The organism is Roseicella frigidaeris (genome assembly GCF_003258945.1).
Taxonomy (GTDB): domain Bacteria; phylum Pseudomonadota; class Alphaproteobacteria; order Acetobacterales; family Acetobacteraceae; genus Paracraurococcus; species Paracraurococcus frigidaeris.
Genome location: NZ_QLIX01000002.1, coordinates 220260 through 243687, shown reverse-complemented (window position 1 = coordinate 243687; position 23428 = coordinate 220260). Strand labels below are relative to the sequence as shown.

22 protein-coding genes are annotated in these 23428 nt (G+C 73.7%); 13 read left to right on the top strand and 9 right to left on the bottom strand.

What is annotated here, in order from left to right; all coding sequences use genetic code 11:
- Positions 1-35: 35 nt before the first annotated feature.
- Positions 36-1103, bottom strand: coding sequence for an AI-2E family transporter (locus DOO78_RS04000; protein ID WP_111468431.1), 1068 nt, complete (start codon positions 1101-1103; stop codon positions 36-38).
- A 351-nt stretch (positions 1104-1454) separates the two neighbouring features.
- Here DOO78_RS04000 and otnI point away from each other — a divergent pair, with 351 nt between their 5' ends.
- The 3 genes from otnI to DOO78_RS03985 all read left to right on the top strand — a co-directional run bounded on the left by otnI (position 1455) and on the right by DOO78_RS03985 (position 4507).
- Positions 1455-2240: a 2-oxo-tetronate isomerase gene (otnI, locus tag DOO78_RS03995; protein WP_111468430.1), complete on the top strand. Its 786-nt coding sequence runs from the start codon at positions 1455-1457 to the stop codon at positions 2238-2240.
- 318 nt (positions 2241-2558) lie between these two features.
- Complete coding sequence (locus tag DOO78_RS03990) at positions 2559-3449, top strand: 2-hydroxy-3-oxopropionate reductase (RefSeq protein ID WP_111468429.1); 891 nt, start codon at positions 2559-2561, stop codon at positions 3447-3449.
- Positions 3450-3616: 167 nt separating this feature from the next.
- The gene (locus DOO78_RS03985) at positions 3617-4507 is read left to right on the top strand and encodes a helix-turn-helix domain-containing protein (protein ID WP_111468428.1); all 891 of its coding nucleotides are present in this window, start codon (positions 3617-3619) and stop codon (positions 4505-4507) included.
- Between the two features lie 189 nt (positions 4508-4696).
- Here the strand turns inward: DOO78_RS03985 and DOO78_RS03980 are convergent, their stop codons facing one another.
- Complete coding sequence (locus tag DOO78_RS03980) at positions 4697-5275, bottom strand: hypothetical protein (protein ID WP_111468427.1); 579 nt, start codon at positions 5273-5275, stop codon at positions 4697-4699.
- Between the two features lie 251 nt (positions 5276-5526).
- Here DOO78_RS03980 and DOO78_RS03975 point away from each other — a divergent pair, with 251 nt between their 5' ends.
- On the top strand, positions 5527-6999 hold the full coding sequence (locus tag DOO78_RS03975) for a helicase HerA domain-containing protein (protein WP_111468426.1): 1473 nt from the start codon (positions 5527-5529) through the stop codon (positions 6997-6999).
- A 113-nt stretch (positions 7000-7112) separates the two neighbouring features.
- On the opposite strand, the gene DOO78_RS03970 is transcribed toward DOO78_RS03975, so the two are convergent.
- Both DOO78_RS03970 and DOO78_RS03965 read right to left on the bottom strand, forming a co-directional pair.
- Positions 7113-7595, bottom strand: coding sequence for a nucleoside deaminase (locus tag DOO78_RS03970; RefSeq protein ID WP_243634354.1), 483 nt, complete (start codon positions 7593-7595; stop codon positions 7113-7115).
- Positions 7596-7914: 319 nt separating this feature from the next.
- A complete protein-coding gene (locus DOO78_RS03965) occupies positions 7915-8322 on the bottom strand; it encodes a carboxymuconolactone decarboxylase family protein (protein WP_111468425.1) in 408 nt (135 codons plus the stop codon).
- A 128-nt stretch (positions 8323-8450) separates the two neighbouring features.
- Here DOO78_RS03965 and DOO78_RS03960 point away from each other — a divergent pair, with 128 nt between their 5' ends.
- The 5 genes from DOO78_RS03960 to DOO78_RS03940 all read left to right on the top strand — a co-directional run bounded on the left by DOO78_RS03960 (position 8451) and on the right by DOO78_RS03940 (position 13799).
- On the top strand, positions 8451-9362 hold the full coding sequence (locus DOO78_RS03960; RefSeq protein ID WP_111468424.1) for an SDR family NAD(P)-dependent oxidoreductase: 912 nt from the start codon (positions 8451-8453) through the stop codon (positions 9360-9362).
- 216 nt (positions 9363-9578) lie between these two features.
- Positions 9579-11636, top strand: coding sequence for an acetate--CoA ligase family protein (locus DOO78_RS03955; protein WP_111468423.1), 2058 nt, complete (start codon positions 9579-9581; stop codon positions 11634-11636).
- A gap of 58 nt (positions 11637-11694) precedes the next feature.
- A complete protein-coding gene (locus DOO78_RS03950) occupies positions 11695-12096 on the top strand; it encodes a VOC family protein (protein ID WP_111468422.1) in 402 nt (133 codons plus the stop codon).
- A 172-nt stretch (positions 12097-12268) separates the two neighbouring features.
- Positions 12269-13108, top strand: coding sequence for a nitroreductase family protein (locus DOO78_RS03945; RefSeq protein ID WP_165838707.1), 840 nt, complete (start codon positions 12269-12271; stop codon positions 13106-13108).
- On the top strand, positions 13101-13799 hold the full coding sequence (locus DOO78_RS03940) for an NUDIX hydrolase (protein WP_243634353.1): 699 nt from the start codon (positions 13101-13103) through the stop codon (positions 13797-13799). The genes DOO78_RS03945 and DOO78_RS03940 overlap by 8 nt, the downstream gene beginning before the upstream one ends.
- On the opposite strand, the gene DOO78_RS03935 is transcribed toward DOO78_RS03940, so the two are convergent.
- From DOO78_RS03935 to DOO78_RS03925, 3 genes are read right to left on the bottom strand one after another with little or no spacing between them, the layout of a single operon-like run.
- A complete protein-coding gene (locus DOO78_RS03935) occupies positions 13785-14663 on the bottom strand; it encodes an MBL fold metallo-hydrolase (RefSeq protein WP_111468420.1) in 879 nt (292 codons plus the stop codon). The genes DOO78_RS03940 and DOO78_RS03935 overlap by 15 nt on opposite strands.
- Positions 14664-14683: 20 nt before the next feature.
- The gene (locus DOO78_RS03930) at positions 14684-15589 is read right to left on the bottom strand and encodes a DMT family transporter (protein WP_111468419.1); all 906 of its coding nucleotides are present in this window, start codon (positions 15587-15589) and stop codon (positions 14684-14686) included.
- Positions 15589-16572 carry a DMT family transporter gene (locus DOO78_RS03925; RefSeq protein ID WP_243634352.1) on the bottom strand — a complete coding sequence of 328 codons (984 nt, stop codon included), beginning with the start codon at positions 16570-16572 and terminating at the stop codon, positions 15589-15591. Before DOO78_RS03925 ends, DOO78_RS03930 begins: the two co-directional genes overlap by 1 nt.
- Positions 16573-16776: 204 nt before the next feature.
- Here DOO78_RS03925 and DOO78_RS03920 point away from each other — a divergent pair, with 204 nt between their 5' ends.
- Genes DOO78_RS03920 through DOO78_RS03910 form a run of 3 tightly spaced genes read left to right on the top strand, consistent with a single transcriptional unit; the run spans position 16777 to position 18857 of the window.
- Positions 16777-17511: a class I SAM-dependent methyltransferase gene (locus DOO78_RS03920; RefSeq protein ID WP_111468716.1), complete on the top strand. Its 735-nt coding sequence runs from the start codon at positions 16777-16779 to the stop codon at positions 17509-17511.
- Positions 17512-17523: 12 nt separating this feature from the next.
- Entirely contained in the window at positions 17524-18522 is a 999-nt protein-coding gene (locus tag DOO78_RS03915) for a glycosyltransferase (RefSeq protein ID WP_111468418.1), read from the top strand.
- Positions 18519-18857, top strand: a complete 339-nt coding sequence (locus DOO78_RS03910; protein ID WP_111468417.1) for a DMT family transporter — start codon at positions 18519-18521, stop codon at positions 18855-18857. The genes DOO78_RS03915 and DOO78_RS03910 overlap by 4 nt, the downstream gene beginning before the upstream one ends.
- Positions 18858-19084: 227 nt before the next feature.
- Here DOO78_RS03910 and DOO78_RS03905 read toward each other — a convergent pair whose 3' ends face one another.
- On the bottom strand, positions 19085-21736 hold the full coding sequence (locus DOO78_RS03905; RefSeq protein WP_111468715.1) for a bifunctional acetate--CoA ligase family protein/GNAT family N-acetyltransferase: 2652 nt from the start codon (positions 21734-21736) through the stop codon (positions 19085-19087).
- Between the two features lie 117 nt (positions 21737-21853).
- Here DOO78_RS03905 and DOO78_RS03900 point away from each other — a divergent pair, with 117 nt between their 5' ends.
- Positions 21854-22804 carry an alpha/beta hydrolase gene (locus DOO78_RS03900; protein WP_111468416.1) on the top strand — a complete coding sequence of 317 codons (951 nt, stop codon included), beginning with the start codon at positions 21854-21856 and terminating at the stop codon, positions 22802-22804.
- A gap of 145 nt (positions 22805-22949) precedes the next feature.
- Here DOO78_RS03900 and DOO78_RS03895 read toward each other — a convergent pair whose 3' ends face one another.
- Positions 22950-23411 (bottom strand): GNAT family N-acetyltransferase, encoded by a 462-nt coding sequence (locus DOO78_RS03895; protein ID WP_243634351.1) that lies wholly within the window; start codon positions 23409-23411, stop codon positions 22950-22952.
- Positions 23412-23428 lie beyond the last annotated feature (17 nt).

Below are 23428 nucleotides of genomic sequence, written 5' to 3'. Positions count from 1 at the left end.
ACCTATAGGCCGCGGCGAGGGCGCGCGAAAAGGCCTCAGCCGGGATCGCGCAGCGGGGCCGCGGGCTCCTCCGCCCAATCCTTCAGCAGGTTGAAGCCGACCGCGAGCAGCACCGGCCCAAGAAACAGGCCGAGAAAGCCGAAGGCGAAGACCCCGCCGAGCGCCCCGAGCAGGGTCAGCAGCAGCGGCAGGTCGGCGCCGCGGGAGATCAGCCAGGGGCGGATCACGTTGTCGGCGCTGCTGATGCCGAAGGTGCCGTAGAGGCCGAGGAAGATCGCCCAGCCGGTGCGCCCCTCGGCGAGGAGCCAGAGCGTCGCCGGGATCCAGACCAGCGGCGCCCCGACCGGGAAGATGGAGATGCCGCCGGCCACCACCCCGAGCAGGGCCGGCCGCGGCACCCCGGCGAGCCAGAGGCCGAACCAAGTCATCACCCCCTGCGCCACGGCGGTGCCGAGCAGCCCGTAGACCACGCCGCGCGTCACGTCGCCGGTGAGCTGGACCAGATGGCGGCTGCGCGCCCCGGCCAGCCGCGCCAGCGCCGCCTCGCTCCGCTGCGCGATGGCCGGCCCGTCGCGGTAGAAGAAGAAGGCGAGGAAGATTGCGACCAGCACCTCGGCCATGCCGGAGAGCAGGGCGAGCAGCAGGCCGAGCAACCCCTGCGCGAGGGTGCCGGCATAGGGCGAGATCAGGTCGGCGAGGCCGGAGAGGCCGAAATCGACGCCGGCGAGGTAGTCGTGCAGCATTGGGCCGACCATCGGCAACCGCCCGAGCCAGTCGCCGATCCCGGGCAGGCCGGCGGTGAGAAAGCGCTCCACCGCCGTGCGGAGTCCGTCGATCTCCTCGCGCGAGGTCGGCGTGGCATAGACCAGCGGCAGGCCGATGAGCAGGAACTCCACCACCACCATCACCGCGGCGGCGGCGCCGGGCGAGAGCCGCAGCCGCTCGCGCAGCAGCCGGAAGGCAGGCCAGGTGGAATAGACGAGGATCGCCGCCCAGAGCAGCGAGGAGAGGAAGGGCCGCAGCACCAGCAGGCAGCCGGCGGCGAGGGCGAGCACGGCCAGCAGCCCGAGCAGCCGCACCGGGTCGGAATGGCCAGTCTGCATGATCCCCTCCGCAACCGCTCCCGCAGGCCGGGCGCCCCACCACAAGCCTCGCCCGGGCATCGGCCCGGAGGGCCAACCCCTGCGGCAGTAGCCAGTTCGGCGTCGCGCCGCTAGACCATGATCCGCTCGCCCCGGCTCGCGGATCATGGTCTAGCGCCTTGTTTGGTCGCGTGATTCACGCCTTCGGTGCTTCCACCGCGGGCGATCACGCTCCAGACCACGATCCGCTCACGCCGGTCCGCGGACCATGGCCTAGCGCCTTGTTTGGCCGCGCGATTCACGCCTTCGGTGCTTCCACCGCGGGCGATCACGCTCTAGCTTCCGCAGCCCAATGGGGGGAGTTCTCGCGCCATGCCGCGCTTCGCCGCCAACCTGTCGATGATGTTCAACGAGGTCCCCTTCCTCGACCGCTTCGCCCGCGCCCGTGCCGCCGGCTTCCAGGCGGTGGAATTCCTCTTCCCCTATGAGCATCCGGCGGCGGAGATCGCGCAGCGGCTGAAGGATCACGGGCTGCAGCAGGTGCTCTTCAACGCCCCGCCGGGCGATTGGGCGAAGGGCGAGCGGGGCATCGCCGCCCTGCCCGGGCGGCAGCAGGAGTTCCGGGAGGGGGTGAAGCATGGCCTCGACTACGCCGCCGCCCTCGCCTGCCCGCGGCTGCACCTGATGGCCGGCCTCGCCCCGGCCGGCGTGCCGCGCGACACGCTGCTCGCCACCTATGCCGCCAACCTCGCCTGGGCGGCGGAGGAATGCGGCAAGGCCGGGGTGAAGCCGGTGATCGAGCCCATCAATCACCGCGACATCCCCGGCTTCTTCCTCAACACCATGGCGGAAGGGGCGGCGATCATCGAGGCGATCGGGCCGGAGCGGCTCGGCCTGCAATTCGACCTCTACCACTGCCAGATCACCGAGGGCGATATCGTCAAGCGGGTGGAGACGCACCTGCCGCTGATCGCCCATATGCAGGTGGCCGACAATCCGGGCCGCAACGAGCCGGGCACCGGCGAGGTGAACTGGCCCTTCGTCTTCCGCCGCATCGACGAGCTCGGCTTCCGCGGCTGGATCGGCTGCGAGTACCGCCCGGCCGGCGAGACCGAGGCCGGCCTCGGCTGGTTCGCTCCCTACCGCCAGGCCCGATAAACCCATCCGGCGTGGAACCCTGTGCCAAGCCGCCGCAATAATGCCTGACCTTCAAAGGCTTAGTCGCCAGCACAGACAGATTCCTGGCGTGAACGGGTCTACCGGCTTGCATCGATGGTGCCGCATCGATGCCCTCGAACGCCGGCGCCGCGTCCGGCGGCCTGGCGTCGCCGCGTCGCGCCGACAGGCGCGCCGGAAGGCGCGGCCGGCGACGCCCATCCGGGCGCCCGGCCGGCTGCGCCGGCTGCACGTCACGACATCCGCGGGCCGGTCCGACACGGCCTGCCCCACCCGCCCGCAGCGCAAGGATCACACGCAATGAAGATCGGCTTCATCGGCCTCGGCATCATGGGCAAGCCCATGGCCGGCCATCTGAAGGAGGCCGGGCACGAGATCATCGTGCCCGAGCGCAAGAGCCTGGGCTCTGCCGAGCGCGGTGCCTACCAGGTGGTGCCGGACGCGAAAGCCGTCGCCGCCGCGGCCGAGGTCGTCATCCTGATGGTTCCCGACACCCCGGATGTCGAGGCGGTGCTGTTCGGCGCCGACGGGGTCGCGGCCGGGCTCTCCAAGGGCAAGCTGGTGATCGACATGAGCTCGATCAGCCCGACCGCGACCAAGGGCTTCGCCGCGAAGATCAACGCCCTCGGCTGCGACTACCTCGATGCGCCGGTCTCGGGCGGCGAGGTCGGGGCCAAGCAGGCCAGCCTGACCATCATGGTCGGCGGTCCGGAGGCCGCCTTCGAACGCGCCCGGCCGCTCTTCGACAAGATGGGCAAGAACGTCACCCTGGTCGGCCCCAACGGCGCCGGGCAGACCACCAAGGTGGCCAACCAGATCATCGTGGCGCTCACCATCGAGGCGGTGGGCGAGGCGCTGGTCTTCGCCAGCAAGGCGGGCGCCGACCCGGCCCGGGTGCGCCAGGCGCTGATGGGCGGCCTCGCCACCTCCCGCATCCTCGAGCTGCATGGCGAGCGGATGATCAAGCGGACCTTCAACCCCGGCTTCCGCATCGCCCTGCACCAGAAGGATCTGAACCTCGCCCTGCAGGCGGCGAAGGATCTCGGCGTTGCCCTGCCCAACACCGCCTCCACGCAGCAGCTCTTCTCCGCCTCGGTGGCGGCGGGGAATGGCGGGCTCGACCATTCCGGGCTGGTGAAGGCGCTGGAGACGCTCGCCGCGCACCCGGTTGTGGCCGACCCGAAGGACTGACGCAGCGCGCGAGCGCCAGAGCCGGGTGCGCCCTGGCGCCCGGCAACTTCGCGCGATGCTTGCAATGACCGCGAAAAGCGCGCAGGTTTTTTGGACCAGTGCCGGGTGGGCGAGGATGTCCAGATAACGCCACCCATCCCGGCCGCGCGGCGAGCCGGAGAGTAGGAATGCGTTTTGCGGATATCGGGCAGCAGTTGCGCGCCTACCGCCTTGAATCGGGCCTGCGGGCCGAGGAGATCGCGGCGAGACTCGGGGTGTCGCGGGCAGCCCTCTACCGCTACGAGAAGGGCGAGGTCATCAAGCTCGACACGATCCGCCGACTCGCCGAGTTGCTGAAGATCTCGCCCCTCTCCCTGCTGGGGATCGGCATCGACTACTTCTCCCGCCCCCTGGCCTTCCTTGAGCGCCTCCGCCAGATCGAGGAGGAGGCCGACCAGATCCTCATCTTCGGCGGCGGCACCTGCTTCCAGGTGGCCTCGGACACCTATGAGGCGGCCCTGAACGAGGCCTGGGCGGAATCGGTCGATGCCGCCCCGGATCCGCTGCAGGGCCGCAACCAGGCGGAGCAGGCGCTCTCCAGCCTGCTCGCCCGGCGGAAGCTCTACCAGCAGCGCCGGCCGAGCATCATCGCCATCCTCTCCGAGGCCTCCCTGCGGCGGATGCTGCAGGAGGGCGTGGCGCCGGGCCTGGCGGTCTCCGAACGCGGCCGGGCGCGCTGCCGCGCGGCGGCGATCGCCGAGGTGGAGAGCCTGGCGGCGCTCATGGAGTCGGTGCCGATCGGGTTGCAGATCGGGTTGAAGGAGGGGCCGGAGCCGACCGGCAGCTTCATCGTGCTGCGGGGCCGGGAGCGGGCCCATGTGGTGACCAGCCCCTTCCCGCCCGATAGCGGCCCGGCGGTCGGCGCCGGGGTGGCGATGATCACCGCGGCGGACGAGGCGGTCGCGCTGCATCAGCGCGTGGCCGAGACGGCCTGGCGCGACGCGCTGAAAGGCACGGTCGCGGCGAATCGCGTGCGCTACCTGCTGCGGGAGTTGCGGACGGCGGACGCGGCCGCCTGATCCCAGCGGGTCGGCTCACGGCCCGGGCCGCGCCAGCGATCCTGGCGGCGGCCCGGGTTCCGTTTTCAGCGCCGTATCAGGATAGCCGCGCAGGAAGCTGTGTTTTCAGCGCGTCTCCGCCGATGAGCCGCGATGGCAACATCATTCTCTGCCGCAGCGTCATCCCGCAACCGCCTGTCTTTTCAGCTTTCATCCGGCCAGCAACCGGTCGATCTCGGCTTGGGCGAGGTCGGGCTGGCTTGCCGCCGCAGGGGAGACCGTGCACGGCAGGGCCTGCACCCGGACCGGCGCCGCCGGCGTCGCGGCGTCGCCCGGCATCAGCCCTTGCAGCAAGGTTCCGACCTGCTCCAGGTGCTGGATGGCGCGGCGGATGCGCTGGCCGGTCACGTCCTGGAAGCCGCAGGCCTCGAAGATCGCGCTGACCCGGGCCGAAAGCGCCTGCGCTGCCGCCCGGTCGCAGCCGCTCTCGGCGATCCAGGCCTGGATCGCCTCCGCCGCCTCCAGGATGGTGTTCGCCGCCGCCTCCGTCGCCTGCACCACCGCCTCCAGCTCGATGCCGCTGTTGCGGGTATCGGCGGCCGGGAGCGCGACGAGGCCGGCAATCTGCTCCTGGATCCGGGCGAGCTGGCCCGCGAGATTGGCCTCGCTGCAATCCATGAGCTGCACCGTCGCGCCGAGCTCGGCGCTCAGCTCGGCGATGCGCCGGTCGACGAAGCGCCGCATCTCGGCGAATTGCGTGGCGATCTCGTCGGAGGTCGGAAGGGTCATGCGCCTCCCTAGCCGATCACGTCTTTCCTGCCGGTGAACACCCGCCTCCCGTCTGTTCCTTCCGGTGTTCCTTCCGGTGTTCCTTCCGGGCGGCTTGCGGGCTAGACCCAGGGCCAGCCGGCGGGCCACGGCCCGGCGCCGGCCTGCGTCACGCCCGCATCCGCCCGTCGCCCCGCCCCTGTCCCGCCCCCGGGTCGGGAAGGCCGGGCCAGGATGCCGGGGCGGCACCACTTCGGCGATCCAGGGACGGGATGGCGGTCAGCATCGATCTTGGGCACAGGGACAATGGCCAGCCGGCATTGCTGGACCTGGAGGAGCTTCTGGCCACCCGCCTGCTCGTCCAGGGCAATTCCGGCTGCGGCAAGTCGCATCTCCTGCGCCGGCTGCTGGAGCGCAGCGCCCCTTTCGTGCAGCAGGCCGTGATCGACCCGGAGGGCGATTTCGTCTCGCTGGCCGAGCGCTACGGCCATCTCGTCATCGACGCCGCCGAGCAGACCGAGGCCGGTCTGGCGCTGGCCGCCGAACGGGTGCGGCAGCACCGCGTCTCGGTGGTGCTGAACCTCGAAGGCGTCGAGATCGAGGGCCAGCTCCGCCGCGCCGCCGCCTTCCTCGACGGCCTCTTCGCCGCCGACCGCCCCTTCTGGACGCCGCTCCTCGTCGTGGTGGACGAGGCGCAGCTCTTCGCCCCGGCCGGCGGCGTCGATGTCGCGGAGGAGGCACGGCGCGCCTCGCTCGGCGCCATGACCGACCTGATGTGCCGCGGCCGCAAGCGGGGCCTCGCCGGCGTCATCGCCACCCAGCGCCTGGCCAAGCTGGCCAAGAACGTCGCGGCGGAGGCAAGCAATTTCCTGATGGGCCGCACCTTCCTCGATATCGACATGGCGCGCGCCGCCGACCTGCTGGGGATGGAGAAGCGGCAGGCGGAGATGTTCCGCGACCTCGAGCGCGGCCGCTTCATGGCGCTCGGCCCGGCCCTGGCGCGGCGCCCGCTCGCCGTGCGGGTGGGCGCGGTCGAGACCGAGAGCCGCGGCGCCGGCCCCGGGCTGATGCCGCTGCCCGAGACCCCGGTCGAGGAGGCCCGCGCCCTCATCCTCGCCGCCGCGCCGGCGGAGGCGCCGCGCCTGCGCCGCCCCCCCGCCGCGCCGCCGCCCGACATCCTGGCGCAGCTCGCCGCCGCCCGCCCGGCGGCGCCCTCCGCCCTGCCGCCGCCGACGGCCGAGGAGGCGGCGGCGCGCCGCCGCGCCCAGCTCGCCATCCTCCGGAGCATCCTCGAGGATCCTGGCGCCGCCTTCCGCCCGGCGCAGGCGCTGCTGCAGGATTTCCAGCTCCGCTGCCGCATCGAGATGCTGCCGGGCCGGCCGCTCGACCTGCCCGCCTTCCGCCGCCTGCTGATGACGGTGCTGGCGGGCGTGGGCGAGGCGCTGGAGGCGCGGCCGGAATGGCCGGAGGCGCTGGCCCTGGCCGCCGCCCTGCCGGAGGACCGCCAGGGCGCCTATCTGCTGCTGGCGCGCGCGGCGCTGGAGGCGGCGCCCTGTCCCTCGGACCTCGCCATCGCCCGGGTGCTCGGCAGCGTCTCGCGCGGCCGCGGCCGCTCCGCGCTCGAATTCCTGGAGAAGCAGGGCGCCATCGCCTGCCGGCCGGACGCGGCCGGGCGCCGGGTCGTCACCCTGATCGGGCCCGGCTGGGAAACCGCCCCGGGCGATCCGGACGCCGCGGCGGCCTGATCGCCCGGGGCGGACTCACCGAAGGCGTGCCTCGCGCGATCAAGCAGCGGCCTGGACCCTGATCCGTGGACCTGTGTGAGCGGATCATGGTCCAGGCCCGGCAAGGGGACGCGTCAGTAGGGCACGCGGTCCGGCCTGGCGAGCCAGGCCTCGAAGGGCCGCCGCCCCTCCGCCGCCAGCAGCCGGAGGGCCGGGACGCTGCGCCGCTCCGGCGGCAGCGCCACCTCGCGGTAGAGCAGCGCGTCGTCGAACCCAGCCGCCGCGGCATCCTCCCGGCTGCCGGCGAAGCGCACCGCGTCGAGCCGCGCCCAGTGGATGGCGGCGAGGCACATCGGGCAGGGCTCGCAGCTCGAATAGAGGGTGAGGCCGCGCAGGTCGAAGCGCCCGAGCGCGGCGCAGGCGCGGCGGATGGCGGTGATCTCGGCATGCGCCGTCGGGTCGAGCGTCTCCGTCACCCGGTTGGTCCCCTCGGCGACGGGCTCCGCGCCGCGGGCGATGACCGCGCCGAAGGGGCCTCCCCCCGCCGCGACGGAGTCGCAGGCCAGCGCGAGCGCCCGCCGCATATGGCGGGCGGCGAGGGGATCGGGATCGGTCATGCGGCAGGCTCCGAAGCGGATCGCCCCCTCTCCTAGACCATGATCCGGCCACACGGGGTCACGGATCACGGTCCAGGCCATTGTTTGATCGCGCGTCTCGGCGGGTCCGCCCCATGCCGAGCGCGGGACGGTTCCACCGTCCTGCCTCTGCTCGGACGCCGGGCGCAACCCTCCAGCTTGCTAGGGCACTTCCCCTGAACACCGGTTCAGGAGAAGTGCCCTAGACTCCGGCCCGCCGCCCGGCGACCGGGGATCCGCCGTGAACGGGCGTAACCGGAGGCTGCTCCAGGCTCGCTGCTCCAGGCTCGCTGCTCCAGGCTCAGGGCGCGGCGCCCTCGCCCTCCTCGCGCATCTCGCGGAACAGCTCGCGCGCCACCAGCAGCCCCTCGCGCACCGAGGGCAGGCCGACATAGCCGCCCATGTGCAGCAGCGCCTCGCTCAGCTCCTCCTCGGTCCAGCCCATGTTGCGGGCCATGCGCAGATGGATCTTCAGCTCCGGCCAGGCATGCGTCGCGGTGTCGGAGACGACGCAGATCAGCGCCCGCGTCTTGAGGTCGAGGCCCGGCCTCCCCCAGAGCATGCCGAAGACGGCCTCCGAGGCGTAGTCGCCGAACTTGTTCATCATCGGGTCGTCGTAGACGGTCTGCGCCATCCGCTCGACCGTGCGCTCCCCGAGGAGCTGCCGCCGGATCTCCCGGCCCTTCGCGTAATGCGGTCCCTTCTCCATGTGCCGTCTCCTCCTGCCCGGCCAGCATAGGCGCCCCCCTGCCGGGGGATAGCCACCCCCGCTTCACGCGCCGCGCCGGCGGGGCTACGATTAGCCACCTACGCATCTGCGGGAGAGGAAGCGCCATCATGGGCATGCTGGACGGTAAGGTCGCGGTCGTCACCGGTTCGGGGGGCGGCATCGGGCGCGAGATTGCGCTGGACATGGCGCAGGCCGGCGCCAAGGTCATCATCAACGACATCGGCGCCTCGCTCTCCGGCGAGGGCCAGTCCGCGACCCCGGCGCAGCAGACCAAGCAGATCATCGAGCAGCGCGGCGGCCAGGCCGAGATCAGCACCGAGAGCGTCTCCTCCTGGGAGAGCGCCGGCAAGATCGTCCAGGCGGCGCTCGACCATTTCGGCCGCATCGACATCGTCGTGAACAATGCCGGCATTCTGCGCGACCAGATCTTCCACCGCATGACGCCGGAGGAATGGGACGCGGTGATCGGCGTCCACCTCAACGGCTCCTTCTACATGTCGCGGCACGCGGCGACGCATTTCCGCAAGCAGGAGAGCGGCGCCTTCGTCCACATCACCTCGACCTCCGGCCTGATCGGCAATTTCGGCCAGGCGAACTACTCGGCGGCGAAGCTCGGCATCTGCGCCCTGTCGAAGTCGATCGCGCTCGACATGAAGCGCTACAACGTCCGCTCCAACTGCCTCGCGCCCTTCGCCTGGAGCCGCATGACCAGCTCCATCCCGGCCGAGACGCCGGAGCAGAAGGCGCGCGTCGAGAAGATCATGCGCATGGGCCCGGAGAAGAACGCGCCGCTCGCGGTCTTCCTCGCCTCCGACGCCGCCAAGGAGGTCAACGGCCAGATCTTCGGCCCGCGCATGAACGAGCTGTTCCTGTTCAGCCAGAACCGGCCGATCCGTGGCATCCACAGCAGCGAGGGCTGGACGCCGGAGAGCCTGGCCGAGCATGCGCTGCCGGCGCTGAAGAGCTTCTTCATCCCGCTCGAGCGCTCGGGCGAGGTCTTCTCCTGGGATCCGCTCTGAACTCCCCACGACGTCGCTTCGCGCCGTCGCGGGGGGCCCATGATTCGCAAGGGGCCCAGGGCACGTCACAGCCTGCCGCGGCGGCGCCGCGGCAGGGCAACGGGTAGCGACGGCACCAGCGGCCGTCCTGCCTGCGGCATCTGCCGCAAGCCCGGCATGGGGCAGGGTTGCCCGCCGGTCCAGGCCGGCCAGGGCAATGTCCCAGGGGGAAACGCCATGCACCCGCTCCACCGCGCGCTCTTCCAGCCGCGCCGCATCGCCCTCATCGGTGCCTCCTCCGATCCGAAGCGGCTGACCGCGCGGGCGCAGCTCTACCTCCGCAAGCATGGCTATGCCGGCGAGGTGCTGCCGGTGCATCCGCGCGAATCCGAGGTGCTGGGCGCCCGCGCCTATCCGAGCGTCGGCGACATCCCGGGCGAGGTGGATTTCGCCTATATCCTGCTGAACACGCCGCATGTCGAAGGCGTGGTGCAGGCCGTCGCCGCCAAGGGCATCGCCGCGGCCGGGGTGCTGGCCGACGGCTTCGCGGAATCGGGGCCGGAGGGCGCGGCGCTGCAGGCGAGGCTGGTCGAGACCGCGCGCCGCGCCGGGCTGCGCATCCTCGGCCCCAATTCCATGGGCGTGGTCAACCTGAACGACCGCATCGCCTGCTCGGTCAACGCGGCGCTGGAGGCCGAGACGCTGCCGGCCGGGCGCATCGCCCTGGTCAGCCAGTCCGGCTCCATGATGGGCGCCATCATGTCGCGCGGCGCCGCCCGCGGCATCGGCTTCTCGCATATCGTCGGCACCGGCAACGAGGCCGACCTCACCGCCGGCGAGATCGCCGGGCTGCTGGTCGACGATCCGCAGGTGGAGGCCATCCTGCTGTTCCTGGAGGCGATCCGCCGGCCGGAACACTATGCGGCGCTCGCCCGCCGCGCCCATGCCGCCGGCAAGCCGGTCATCGCCTACAAGCTCGGCCGCTCGCCCTATGGCGCCGAGCTGGCGACCAGCCATACCGGCGCGCTGGCCGGCTCCGACGCCGCGGCCGAGGCCTTCTTCCGCGCCCATGGCATCGCCCGGGTGACGACGCTCGAGGCGCTGATCGAGCTGCCGCCGCTGCTGATCGGCCGGCGGCCGCCGGCGCAGGTCCATCGCGCGGTCGGCGTGACGACGACGACGGGCGGCGGCGGCGCCATGCTGGTCGATTGCCTCGGCGTCGCCGGCATCGAGGCCCGGGCGCCGGATGCGGCGGCGGCGGCGAGGCTCGACGCCGCCGGCATCGCGCATCACGGACGGCTGCTCGACCTCACCCTGGCCGGGGCGCGGCCGGAGCGGGTGGCGGCGGCGATCGACGCGCTGCAGGCGGCCGCCGACACCGATCTCGTCCTCTCGGTCATCGGCTCCTCGGCGCAGTTCAAGCCGCAGGACGCGGTCGCCGGCATCCTGCGGGCGCGGGAGGCGGGCGGCGCCAAGCCGATCGCCGCCTTCCTGGTGCCGCAGGCCGATGCCTCGCTGCGGCTGCTGGCCGAGGCCGGCATCCCCGCCTTCCGCACCCCGGAATCGGCGGCGGATGCGGTGCGCGCCTGGTGCGACTGGCGGGCGCCTCGCCCCGAGCCGGCGCTGCCCGCCATCGCGCATGCCCTGCCCGACCGCCCGGACGAGGCGGCGGCGCGCCGGCTTTTCGCCGCGCTCGGCCTCGACAGCCCCTTCGCCGTGCTGCGCGGCCCGGAGGATGCGCCGCCCGAGGGGCTGGGCTGGCCGGTGGCGCTGAAGATCCTCTCCCCCGACCTCGCCCATAAGACCGAGCTCGGCGGCGTCCGGCTCAACCTCCCCGATGCCGCGACCCTGCGGCAGGAGGCGGCGGCGATGCAGGGCCGCGTCGCCCGGATGGCGCCCGCGGCGCGGCTGACGGGCTTCCTGGTGCAGCCCATGGTCAAGGGGCTGGGCGAGGCGATCCTCGGCTTCCGCCGCGACCCGGAGGTGGGGCCGGTGGTGCTGCTCGGCACCGGCGGGATCGCCGCCGAGCTGTTCCGCGACGTCACCCTCCGACTCGCCCCGGTGGACGAGGCCGAGGCCATGGCGATGATCGCCGAGGTGCAGGGGCTGCGGCCGCTGGCCGGCTGGCGCGGCCTGCCGCGCGGCGACCTGCCGGCGCTGGCGCGAGCGGTGGCGGCGGTCTCGCGCCTCGCCGCCCGGCCGGATATCCGGGAGGCGGAGATCAACCCGCTGATCATCCATGCCGAGAATCAAGGCGTGACAGTCGCGGATGCGTGGGTGGTGTGCGCGGAATAGGCTATGGAAGGGGGGCGCCTTCGATGCGCCAGCTTGCCTCGCCACAGGAATTGCAGCCATGCCCGCCACCATCATCCCCACCCTGCCCTACCGCGACGCGGCGACGGCGGTGGACTGGCTCTGCCGCGCCTTCGGCTTCACCCGTCACGCGGTCTACCAGGACGAAGATGGTGGCGTGGCGCATGCCCAGCTCATCTTCGGCAGCGGCATGATCATGCTGGGCAACGCGCGCGAGGAGGGCAGCGGCTCCATCCAGTACCCGCCCGCCGGCCATGTGACGCAGAGCGCCTATATCGTGGTGAAGGATGCCGATGCGCACCATGCCCGGGCGGTGCGCGAGGGGGCGGAGGTGGTGGCGCCGCTGAAGGACGAGGCCTATGGCGGGCGCAGCTATTCCTGCCGCGACCCGGAGGGGCATCTCTGGCATTTCGGCACCTACGACCCCTGGGCGAAGCGCTGAGGCCGATGGCCCTCGAAGGCCAGGCGCACGCCGCCGGTCGGCCTGGCTTCGCGCCATAAGGCGCGGGGCCCCACCGAGGCCGCGGACCGGCCGGGCGGCCGGTCCGTCGATGCGGGATTCGGACGGCCGGGGGCTCGCGCCCTCCGGCATCCCCTGCCATGCTGCCGCGGCAATGTCCGAGAATGATCCGGAGCGGCTGATCCGCGGCCGCTATGGCGTGGCGCCCGAGGCGCCCTTGCCCTTCACCCCGCTGCCGGAGGTGCCGGCCGGCCTCGCCGCGCTGCTCGACCGGCGGGTGACCCGCCGCTACGCGCCGGATCCGGTGCCCGAGCCGCTGCTGCAGACCCTGCTGGCCGGCGCGCAATCGGCGCCGAGCAAGTCCGACCTGCAGCAATACGCCATCGTCGTCCTCCGCGACGCGGCGCGCATCGCGCGAATCGCCGACTGGATCACCGGCATGGACTGGATCAAGCAGGCGCCGGTCTTCCTGCTCTTCTGCGGCGATGTGCGGCGCGGCCGGCGGCTGTGCGCGCATCATGGCCGTGCGCATGCCAACGATAATGTCGACACCTTCCTCAACGCCACGGCGGATGCGGCGCTCGCCCTCGGCTTCGCCGTCATGGCCGCCGAGGCGCTCGGGCTCGGCACCTGCCCGATCTCCTATGTGCGCAACCACGTCGAGAAGATCGGCCCGCTCTGCGCCCTGCCGGAGGGTGTCTTCCCGGTGGCCGGGCTGACCCTCGGCTTTCCCGCCGGGGCGCGGAACTGGCTCTCGCCGCGGCTGCCGCAACCGGTCGTCGTGCACCGCGAGCGGTATGACGACAGCGGCCTCGAGGCCGCGCTGCCCGCCTATGACGCCGCCCGGCCGCCGGCGAAGCCGCGCTACCCCGAGATCCATGGCCCGAGGCCGGAGGGCTGCGCCTGGTCGGAGAATGCCGCGCGGCAGCTCGCCGTGCCGGAGCGCTTCGGGCTGCGCACCTGGCTGAAGTCGCGGGGGCTCTCCCTTGACTGACGACGCCCCGCATCACGCGCCGCCGACCGAGGACAATCCCGGCGGCCCCGCCGAGAGCCGCCCCGCCGCGCCGAGCCGCGCCGTCCGGCCGAAGCATGCGGCGAGCCTCATCCTCTGGCGCGAGGGGCCCGCGGGCCCCGAGGTGCTGATGGGGCTGCGGCATGCCCGCCACCGCTTCATGCCGAATGTCCTGGTCTTCCCCGGCGGCCGGGTGGACCGCGCCGACCACCGCGCCCTCGCCCTCTCCGAATTGCCGGAGTTCACCCGCGCCTGCCTGGAGCGGCAGGCGCCGCCCTCCCTCGCCCGCGCCCTCGGCATCGCCGCGGCGCGGGAGCTGCACGAGGAGACCGGCCTCGTCCTCGGCCGGATGGAGGGGCACCGCCTGCTGCCCGAGCTCGCCGCTATCGAGTATCTCTGCCGGGCGGTGACTCCCCCCAACCGGGTCGCCCGCTTCAACGCCCGCTTCCTGATCGCCTCGGGCGCGGCGGCGCATGGGCCGCTGCGCGGCTCGGGCGAGCTGGAGGCGCTGCGCTACTTCACCTTCGAGGAGGCCTTCGCCCATAAGATCGCCAGCATCACCGCGAAGGTGCTGGCGGAGTTCCGCGCCTGGCTCGGCCTGACGCCGGCGGAACGCGAGGCCCGGACGCTGATCTGCTTCCAGGGCATGGACAACCGGCTAGCCGAGCGCTGACCAGGCCTCGCCCTCGCCGCGCGCCACCTGCCCCTCCTGCCCCAGCTTGATCAGGTGGCTCAGCAGGCTGCGCCCGGCGGGGCCGACGAGGCGCGGGTCGAGCGGCCCATAGACCGGGCCGACCAGCTCCGCCGCCGTCGCGCGGCCGGCCTTCCGCAACGCCTCCAACACCCGCGCCTCGCGCTCCTCCCGATGCGCCCAGAGGCCGGCGAGGAAGGGCTTCGGGTCGCGCAGCGGCGGGCCGTGGCCGGGCAGCAGGATCGCGTCCTCGCGCGCCATCACCCGGGCGAGGCTGCGCATGTAGTCGGCCATGTCGCCATCCGGCGGGCTGACCACGCTGGTCGACCAGCTCATCACATGGTCGGCGCTGAACAGCACGCCGTTCCCGTCCATGGCGAAGCAGAGATGGTTGGCGCAATGCCCCGGCGTGTGCAGCGCGGTCAGCCGCCAGCCCTCGCCCTCCACCACGGCGCCATCGGGCAGGCGGTGCTGCGGCTGGAAGCCGTGGTCGCCGCCCTCGCCGCCCGCCTCGGGCGGCGTCACATGCGGGCCGAAGCCCCAGGTCTCGGCGCCGGTCGCGGCCACCAGGGGCGCGGCGCCCGGCGAGTGGTCGCGATGGGTGTGGCTGACGATCACATGCGTCACCGTCTCGCCCTGCGTCGCGGCGAGGATGGCAGCGAGATGCGCCGCGTTCTCCGGCCCGGGGTCGAGCACCGCCACCCGGCCGCGGCCGATGATGTAGGTGTTGGTGCCGCGGAAGGTGAAGGCCGAGGGGTTGTTGCAGAGGATCCGCCGCACCCCGGGCGCGACCTCCTCCGCCACGCCATGCGGCAGCGGGTCCTGCCGCAGGAAGGGAATGGCCATGCGCTCCTCCTGGCGGCGCCTCAGCCCGGCGGCGCCTGCTTGCGGCCCTTGCGGACCAGTTCGCGGTGCAGGATGTACAGGCCGGCGGCGGTGATCAAGCCGGCGCCGCCCAGCATCGCCAGCCCGGGCAGCTCGCCGAAGACCAGCCAGCCGAGCAGGATCGACCAGAGCAGCGCCGAATAGGAATAGGGCGCGACCGCCGAGACCTGGGCGCTGGCCCAGGCCTCCGTCAGCAGCCATTGCGCCGAGCCGCCGACGAGGCCGACCAGGATCAGCAGGCCGAGATCCTCCCAGCCCGGCGTCACCCAGACGAAGGGCAGCAGCACCGCGGCATAGGCGCCCATCAGCAGCGACTGCCACAGGGTGATGGTGGTCGAGCTCTCGGTGGCGGAGAGCTGGCGCACCAGCAGCGTCGTCACCGCCGAGAACAGGCCCTGCGCCACGCCGGCCAGGGTGCCGAGGGCGAAGCCGGGCGCCATCTCGCCGGCGCCGAGGCCCTGGCCGGCGGCGATCAGCAGCACGCCGCAGAAGCCGACCACCACCGCGCTCCAGCGATGCACGCCCACCATCTCGCCGAGGAAGGGGATGGCGAGGATGGTGACGAAGAGCGGCTGGGTGTAGCCGAGCGCCACCTGCTCGGCGAGCGGCAGGATGCCGAGGGCGTAGAAGCCGAGGGTCTGCGCCGCGATGCCGGTGCAGGCGCGCAGCGCATGGCCGCCGAAGCGCCGGGTCCGCAGCGTCACCCCGCCGGAGCGCAGGCAGATCGCCAGCACCACCGGCAGGGCGAAGACGCTGCGGAAGAACATCAGCTCGATCACCGGCACATGGTCGGCCAGGTGCTTCACGATGGCGCCCATGCCGGTGAAGAGCGCATGCGCGCCCAGCATGCAGAGGGCGCCGCGGCGGATGTCGTGGCGCAAAGCCATCAGGCCGCCCCCCGCGGCCGGGCGGCGCGTTCCGCGGAGCGCCGCAGCCGCTCGCGGTGGACATTGTAGAGCCCGGCCGCGACCACGATCGCGGCGCCGCCGAGCGTGGTCCAGGCCGGCACCTCGCCCCAGAGCAGGAAGCCGAGGCCGATGCCCCAGAGCAGGGGCGTGTATTCGAAGGGCGCGATGGCCGAGACCGGCGCCAGCGCATAGCCGCGGCCGAACAGGATCTGCGCCAGGGCGTTCAGCAGGGCGAAGCCGGCGAGCGTCGCCAGCGCCCAGGCCGGCGGCAGGACCGGCGGCGGCCCGCCCGGCGGCCACATCGCCGGCCAGGCCAGCAGGGCGAGGCCGACCGGCGCCTGCGCCGCCAGCACCCAGAACGCCATGCTGTCGGGCGTGTCGGTCCGGGTCAGCATCCGGGTCCAGATCCGGGTGAGCGCCATCACCGCCGTCGCCGCCAGCAGCAGCGCCGATTCTGGGCGCCAGAGCTCGCCGCCCGGCTGCAGCATGAACAGCACCCCGGCGCAGCCCACCGCGGTGCTGCACCAGCGCCGCCAGCCCACCGTCTCGCCGAGCAGCGGGATGGCGAGCAGGGTCATCAGCAGCGGCGAGGCGGCGGCGACGGCATAGCTGTCGGCGAGGCTGACGCCGAGCGACCAGGCAAGGTACCAGGCGGCGGAGACGCCGGCCGAGAGCAGGCTGCGGGCCGCGAGCAGCCGGCGGTTCACCGCCCGGAGCGCCCGCCCGCGGGAGAGCAGCAGCACCGTCAGCCCGCCGAACACCCCGCGCCAGACCATGGCGGCGGCCGGCCCGATGGTCGGCAGCACCCATTTCACCGTGGCATCGGCCACCGCGATCACCGCATAGCCGAGGGCCACGATGGCGAGGCCGCGCACCGCTTCCTCGCCGGTCGGCACCGCCAGGCGCGCGCCGCCGCCCGGCCATGCGCGCGGCGTCGCCGCGCCGATCCCTGCCCGCCTCATCATCTCCCGGCCCGGCCCGGCCTTCCATTCTGCCCCGCCCCATGCGGTAGCGCCGCGCTGCCGCGACGGGAAGCCGATGCGGGCAAAACATGGACGGAAAGCGGATGGCGGGACCCGCGGCCCCATGGGAGGGGAGCCCAAGGGGGGCCGGGGCCAGGGCCGGGCCGCTTGTTCTCGCGGCCGGCCGCATGCCAGAACCGGCGGGTGGACCCCGCCCAGTACCAGATCATGGACGCGGTCGAGGACAGCATGTGGTGGTACCGCGCCCTGCATGCCGAGGTGCTCGATGCGCTCGCCGCCAGCCGGCCCGACCCGGGGCCGCTGCTCGACGCCGGCTGCGGCACCGGGGGCTTCCTCGCCCGGCTGCGCCAGGCCCGGCCGGACCTCGCCGCCGTCGGGCTGGAGCACCACCTGCCGGCGGCGCGCCGCGCGGCGGCGAAATCCGGCCGCCCGGTGCTGCGCGGCACGGTGCACGCCCTGCCCTTCGCCGAGGCCAGCTTCGCGGCGGTGGTGAGCCTTGACGTGCTCTGCCACGCCGCGGTCGACCCGGTCCAGGCCCTGCCCGAGCTGCGCCGGGTGCTGTGCCCGGGCGGGGTGCTGGTCCTGAACCTGCCCGCCTTCGACTGGTTGCGGTCCGGCCATGATGTCGAGGTGCAGAATGCCCGCCGCTTCACCGCGCGCGGCGTCGCCGCCATGCTGGCCAGGGTCGGGCTCGCCGGGATCCGGCTGCGCTACTGGAACAGCCTGCTGCTGCCGCTGATGGTGGCGCGGCGCAAGCTCGTCGCCCGCGCCATGACGACGCGATCGGATGTCGCCCGCTACCCGGCCTGGCTCGACGACAGCCTGCACGCCACGACCCGGCTGGAGCGCCGCCTGCGGGCGATCGGCATTCCCTTCCCTGCCGGCGGATCGGTGCTCGCCACCGCCCATCGCCCCTGAGCGAGACCTGCCATGTCCCCCAATCGTCCCGAATCCGGCGCCTATCCCGTGGGGCTGAGCATCGTCGTCCCGGTCTATCGCGGCGCGACGACGATCGGCCGGCTGGTCGAGGCGCTCTCCGCCCTGCGGCCGGAAGGCGGCCTCGAGATCGTGCTGGTGAACGACGGCAGCCCGGACAACTCCGGCGAGGTCTGCCGCGCCCTGCAGGCGCGCGCCACGGTGCCCGTCGCCTATCTCGAGCATGCGCGCAATTTCGGCGAGCACAACGCGGTCATGACCGGGCTGCGGCATGCCCGCGGCGCCTTCGTCATCACCATGGACGACGACCTGCAGAACCCGCCGGAGGAGGTGCTGAAGCTCTACGACCATGCCCGGCTCGGCCAGTGGGACGTGGTCTACACCCGCTATGCCGAGAAGCAGCACGAGGGCTGGCGCAACCTCGGCAGCCGCTTCGCCAACCGGGTGGCGGATGCGCTGCTCGACAAGCCGAAGGGGCTCTACCTCTCCTCCTTCCGCTGCATGAGCGCGCTGGTGGCGCGCGAGGTGGCGAAGTACCGCGGCCCCTACCCCTATGTGGACGGGCTGATCATGCAGGTGACGCAGCGCATCAGCTCGATCGAGGTGCTGCACCTGGCCCGCGCCGAGGGCCGGTCCAATTACACGCTGAAGCGGCTGATCCGGCTCTGGCTGAACCTCGCCACCAATTTCTCGGTGCTGCCGCTGCGCCTGGCCATCTTCGCCGGCGTGGCCATGGGAATCCTCGGCTTCCTGCTCGCCCTCCTGGTGGTCGCCGAGGCGATGATGAGCGGCACGCCCTCCGGCTGGGCCTCCACCATGACCACCATGCTGCTGCTCGCCGGGGTGCAGTTCCTCATCCTCGGCGTGCTCGGCGAGTATGTCGGCCGCGCCTTCCTCTCGGCCAACGGCAAGCCGCAGGGCGTGGTGCGGGAGATGATCGCGCCGCGGACCGAGCCCGCCCCGGCGCGGCAGCCGGAGGATGCGCTGCGATGACGCTCTACTGGACCGCCCTCGCGGCCGCCATCCTCACCTCGCTGCTCGGCCAGGTGCTGCTGAAGACCGGCGCGGTGGAGGCCGAGGGCGGTCTGCTCGCCCAGCTCCTCCGCCCGAGCACGCTCTGCGGCCTCGCCGCCTATGCCGGCGCCGCCTTCCTCTACATCATCGCGCTCCGCCGCATCCCGGTGAGCATCGCCCTGCCCTCGACGGCGGCGAGCTATGTCGCGGTGGCGCTGCTCGGGCATTTCCTCTTCGGCGAACGGCTCTCGATGCAGAAGCTGGCGGCGATCGCGCTCATCTGCGGCGGTGTGCTGATGCTCGCCGCGGCCTGAGACCGAGCGCAAGACGGTTTCACCGTCCTGCGCCTCAATCGCCGGGCGCAACCCTCCGGTTTGCCTGGGCCTTCGCGCCGTCGCGCCGTCAGGCGCGCCTGACGACGCGACGCGCGGCGCCCATCCGGGCGCTCGGCCCTGCGGGCCGCGGGCCGGATCGTCGTGCGCTTGGTCGGGTCGTCCCCGCGACGTCGCCGCGCGCCGCGGCAGGGGCCCCGGGGGGCGCGTCAGCCCTGCAGCGGCAGCCGCGCTTCCATCACATCCTCCTCCTCCGGCGAGCGCCGGACGGCGAAGCCGAGCGCCCGGACGAAGGCGAGCATCGGCGCGTTGTCGGCCAGCACCTGGCCGATTACCTCCTGCACGCCGTTGGCCCGGCCCCATTCGAACAGCCGCTCCATCAGGTGCCGCCCCAGCCCCTGCCCCTTCATGGCCGGCGAGACGGCGACGGCGAACTCCGCCTTCACGGGGTCGGAGGGGTCGCGGATGAGCCGCGAGACGCCGAGCGTCTCGTCGCGGCCGTCGCCGTGCCGGCGCGAGGCGATGAAGGCGATCTCGCGGTCGTAGTCGATCTGCGTCAGCCGCGCGGTCAGGCTCGGCGAGAGCTCCTTCAGCGGCGAGAAGAAGCGCCAGCGGACATCCTCCGGCGAGAGGCTGTGGAAGAAGGCGCCATGCGCCTCGGCATCCTCGGGCCGCACCGGCCGCACCGTCAGCACCTCCCCCGCACGCGTGCGCCAGGGGCGCGACAGCTCGGCCGGATAGGGCGGGATGGCGAGCACGCCGCGCTCGCCCGGCGGCCGCAGCGCCAAATGTGCATCCACCGCCAGCACCCCTTGGGCATCGGCGAAGAGCGGGTTGATGGCGAGCGATTCGATCTCCGGGAAATCCACCGCGATCTGCGACAGGCGCACCAGCACGTCGGCGACCGCCGCCTGGTTCACCGCCGGATGGTCGCGGAAGCCAGCCATCAGCCGGGCGGTGCGCGAGCGGCCGATGAGCTGCCCGGCCAGCGCCAGGTTCAGCGGCGGCAGGTCGTAGGCCTCGTCCTCCAGGATGTCGGCGGCGGTGCCGCCCTGGCCGAAGCCGATCCAGGGGCCGAACATCGGATCGTCGCCGAGCCGCAGCCGCAGCTCGAGCGCCCGCGCCGCCTGGCGCTGCACCAGGAAGCCCTCGATCCGCGCCGCCGGCAGCCGGGCGCGCACCCGGGCCAGCATCGCCTCCGCCTCCGCCCGCACCGCCGCCGGCGAGGCGAGGCCGAGCGTCACGCCGCCCACCTCGCTCTTGTGGCGCAGATCCGGGCTGAGGATCTTCAGCACCACCGGGAAGCCGAGCATGGCGGCGGCATCGGCGGCATCCTGCGGCCCGCTCGCCCGCCGGCCGGGGATGGTCGGCACGCCATAGGCGGCGCAGACATCGAGGGCCTCCTCCTCGGTCAGCCCGCGCCGGCCGGCGGTCAGCGCCCCTTGCAGCAGCCGCCTGACGGAGCGGCGGTCCGGCGCCAGCTCCAGCACCTCGGCCGGCGGCAACTCCGCCGCGGCGGCGCGGTTGCGCCGGTCCTTGGCCAGATGCAGCGCGCCGCGCACCGCCGCCTCGGGCGTGGCGAAGACCGCCAGCCCCGCCTCGGCCATCGCCTGGCGCTGCCGGCCCGCCGTGGCCTGGCCGGCCCAGCCGACCAGCACCGGCGCCGCGCGCTGGCCGCCGGCGCGGGCGGCAGCGATCATCGCCTCGGCAGCGACGTCGCCCGCCTCCTCCGGCGCCGGCGCGTGCAGCGCCACCACGGCATCCACCTCCGGCAGCGCCGCCAGCATGGTCGCCGCCTCGGCCAGGCGCGGCCCGCTGCCGGGGCCGAGGGAGAGCGGGTTGCCCGTCTGCCAGCCCTCGGGCAGCAGCGCGGCGAAGGCGGCGAGCGATTCCGACGCCAGCACGGCCAGGCGGCCGCCGCCCTCGAGCAGCGCATCGGCGGCAAGATGGCCGAGGCCGATGCCGTTGGTGACGATGGCGACGCGGTCGCCGCGCTGCGCCGCCGCCCCGCCGCCGAGGCGCGGCCGCACCCGCGCCAGGGTCTCGACCGCCGAGAGCAGGTCCTCGAGGCCGGAGACGCGCAGCACGCCGGCGCGCCGCAGCGCCGCCTCCATCACCCGGTCGGTGATCCCCGAGCCGTCCAGGGCGCGGCCGCCGGCCCGCAGCGCGACCACCGGGCGGGTGCGCGCCACGGCCCGGGCGGCGGAGACGAAGGCGCGGCGGTTGCGGATGCGCCGCAGGTCGAGCAGCACCGCGCCGGTCCCGGCATCGCGCGCCAGCCAGTCGAGCGCCATGGCGAAGCCGGTATTGGCGTTGCCGCCGATGCCGATGATCTGGCTGAAGCCGACCGCCTCCGCCGCCGCCCAGTCGAGCACCGCCCGCACCAGCGCCGCCGATTGGCTGACCAGGGCGAGCTTGCCCGGCCGCGGCGGGATATGCGCGAGCGAGGCGTTGAGCCCGATCGCCGCCACGCAGAGCCCGAAGCTGCCCTGGCCGAGGGCGCGCATGCCAGTGCGGGCGCAGATGCCGCCGAGATCGGGCGCCGGCCCGGGCACGACGGCCGCGAAGCAGCCGCGGGCGGCGAGCGCCGCCATGGCCGGCTCCAGCCGGGCCGGCGGCAGGCAGAGCACGGCGAGGTCGGGCGGCTCGGGCAGCGATTCGATGCTCGATGCCGGCTCGAACCCCTCCACCGCCAGGCCGATGACGCGCCGCCGGCCCTCGAAGCCGCCCGCCGCCAGGTTGCGGGCGATGATCGCCGTCTCGGCCAGGGCGGGATCGGCGAGGAGGAGGAGGCTGCGCGGCCGGAACATCGCCGCGGCCCGGAGGCCAGCGGCGCCCCGGACGGAAAGGGTGCTCGACATGATGCGGCGCACCATGCGGCGAGCCGCCCGGGCTCGGCAAGCGCCGGGCGGCGGGTCCGCCCCTTGCCGGCGCGGCGCGGCGCGTCTCCACTGGCGGCGCGATGGGAGACGAGGGCGATGGCGGATCCGCGGCTGGACCCCGAGATGGCGGCGTTCAACGCCATGATGGAGGCGCGCGCCGCCGCCCTGCCGCCGATCCGCCTCGCCCTGCCCTTCGACGGGCCGCGGGCGCTGACCGAGGCGCTGAACCTGCCGCTCGCCGAGGGCGGGCCGGCGATGGCCGCGAGCGGCGACCGCTGGCTGCCGGTGCGCGGCCGGCGGATCCAGTGCCGGGTCCATCGGCCCCCGGGCGAGGGCCCGCTGCCGGTGCTGCTCTACCTGCATGGCGGCGGCTGGGTGTGGAACAGCATCGACACGCATGACCGGCTGATGCGCGAATATGCCGCGGCCGCCGGCTGCATCGTGGTCGGGCCGGATTACGCGCTGAGCCCGGAGGCGGTCTTCCCGCAGGCGCTCGAGGAATGCGCCGCGGTGCTGCGCTGGATCGCGGCCGAGGGCGCGGCCTGGGGGATCGACCCGGCGCGCATCGTGCTCGGCGGCGACAGCGCCGGCGCCAACCTCGCCGCCGGGCTGGCGCTGTGGCAGCGCGCCGAGGGAGCGCCGGTGGCGCTGCGCGGGCTGCTGCTGAATTACGGCGTCTTCGACTCGCGCCTCGACACGCCGAGCTACGCCGAATTCGCCAGCGGCTACGGCCTGACCCGGGAGCGGATGGCGTTCTACTGGGGCGCCTATGCGCCGCGCCCGGCCGATCGCGTCAACCCGCTGGCGGCGCCGCTGCGCGGCAGCCTCGCCGGCCTGCCGCCCTGCCTGCTGCACATCGCCGAGCTCGACGTGCTGGCCAGCGAGAACCATGCGATGGCGGCGGCGCTGCGGGCGGCCGGCGTGCCGGTGGAGACGCGGCTCTTCCCCGGTATGGTGCACGGCTTCCTGCGTGCCGTCGGCCATGTCGGCCAGGCACGGCAGGCGATGGCGGCAGCGGGGGACTGGCTGCGGGCGCGCTTCGCCTGAGCGCGGCGGCTCAGAGCGCCTGTCGAAACCGTCGCTGCCCGTTGTCCTGCCGCGGTTTTGCCGCGGCAGGCCGTGACGCTCCTGGGGCAGGATGGGGACGCCCCGGGGTCCCCGCAAAGCCGCGACGCGGTTTTGCGGGGCGTTCTCAGCCCTCCCGCACCATGAAGCGCGCCGCCGCGCCATAGCTGGCCAGGGCCGCGGCCGGGTGGGCCGGCGCATCGGCGAAGCCCCGCGCCGCCCAATAGGGCCCGGTGCCGGAGACCGCGACCAGCGTCGCCCGCCGCCAGGGCGAGGCGGCGAGCAGCGCCTGCAGCACCGTGCTGGCATGGCCCTGGCCGCGCAGCCGCGGATGCAGCGCGATGTCGTGGACATGCCAGGCCGCGGGCGCGGCCGGCAGGGCGCCGAGCAGGGCATCGAGCGGCGGCGGCCCCGCCCCGGTCCAGGGATGCGTCACCGCATAGCCGCCGATCCCGGCCGCATCCGCCAGCACCCGGCAGCCCGCCGGCGCCAGCGCCAGGCGCTCGGCGAAGACGGCGGGGGATTCCGGGTGGTGCGGATGCAGCGCATCGGCTAGCGCCTGCACCACTGGCAGGTCCGCGTCCCGCATCGGGCGCCAGGCGGGGT

Excerpts from the sequence above, each read along its gene's own strand:
- DOO78_RS03895 (WP_243634351.1), bottom strand. The coding sequence starts at position 23,411 with ATGCGGGACGCGGACCTGCCAGTGGTGCAGGCGCTAGCCGATGCGCTG.
- DOO78_RS03945 (WP_165838707.1), top strand. The coding sequence starts at position 12,269 with ATGTCCGAGAATGATCCGGAGCGGCTGATCCGCGGCCGCTATGGCGTG.
- DOO78_RS03985 (WP_111468428.1), top strand. The coding sequence starts at position 3,617 with ATGCGTTTTGCGGATATCGGGCAGCAGTTGCGCGCCTACCGCCTTGAA.
- DOO78_RS03960 (WP_111468424.1), top strand. The coding sequence starts at position 8,451 with ATGGGCATGCTGGACGGTAAGGTCGCGGTCGTCACCGGTTCGGGGGGC.
- DOO78_RS03915 (WP_111468418.1), top strand. The coding sequence starts at position 17,524 with ATGTCCCCCAATCGTCCCGAATCCGGCGCCTATCCCGTGGGGCTGAGC.
- DOO78_RS03930 (WP_111468419.1), bottom strand. The coding sequence starts at position 15,589 with ATGGCTTTGCGCCACGACATCCGCCGCGGCGCCCTCTGCATGCTGGGC.
- DOO78_RS03980 (WP_111468427.1), bottom strand. The coding sequence starts at position 5,275 with ATGACCCTTCCGACCTCCGACGAGATCGCCACGCAATTCGCCGAGATG.
- DOO78_RS03925 (WP_243634352.1), bottom strand. The coding sequence starts at position 16,572 with ATGAGGCGGGCAGGGATCGGCGCGGCGACGCCGCGCGCATGGCCGGGC.
- otnI (WP_111468430.1), top strand. The coding sequence starts at position 1,455 with ATGCCGCGCTTCGCCGCCAACCTGTCGATGATGTTCAACGAGGTCCCC.
- DOO78_RS03975 (WP_111468426.1), top strand. The coding sequence starts at position 5,527 with ATGGCGGTCAGCATCGATCTTGGGCACAGGGACAATGGCCAGCCGGCA.
- DOO78_RS03955 (WP_111468423.1), top strand. The coding sequence starts at position 9,579 with ATGCACCCGCTCCACCGCGCGCTCTTCCAGCCGCGCCGCATCGCCCTC.
- DOO78_RS03990 (WP_111468429.1), top strand. The coding sequence starts at position 2,559 with ATGAAGATCGGCTTCATCGGCCTCGGCATCATGGGCAAGCCCATGGCC.
- DOO78_RS03905 (WP_111468715.1), bottom strand. The coding sequence starts at position 21,736 with ATGTCGAGCACCCTTTCCGTCCGGGGCGCCGCTGGCCTCCGGGCCGCG.
- DOO78_RS03900 (WP_111468416.1), top strand. The coding sequence starts at position 21,854 with ATGGCGGATCCGCGGCTGGACCCCGAGATGGCGGCGTTCAACGCCATG.
- DOO78_RS03965 (WP_111468425.1), bottom strand. The coding sequence starts at position 8,322 with ATGGAGAAGGGACCGCATTACGCGAAGGGCCGGGAGATCCGGCGGCAG.
- DOO78_RS03950 (WP_111468422.1), top strand. The coding sequence starts at position 11,695 with ATGCCCGCCACCATCATCCCCACCCTGCCCTACCGCGACGCGGCGACG.
- DOO78_RS03970 (WP_243634354.1), bottom strand. The coding sequence starts at position 7,595 with ATGACCGATCCCGATCCCCTCGCCGCCCGCCATATGCGGCGGGCGCTC.
- DOO78_RS03935 (WP_111468420.1), bottom strand. The coding sequence starts at position 14,663 with ATGGCCATTCCCTTCCTGCGGCAGGACCCGCTGCCGCATGGCGTGGCG.
- DOO78_RS03910 (WP_111468417.1), top strand. The coding sequence starts at position 18,519 with ATGACGCTCTACTGGACCGCCCTCGCGGCCGCCATCCTCACCTCGCTG.
- DOO78_RS04000 (WP_111468431.1), bottom strand. The coding sequence starts at position 1,103 with ATGCAGACTGGCCATTCCGACCCGGTGCGGCTGCTCGGGCTGCTGGCC.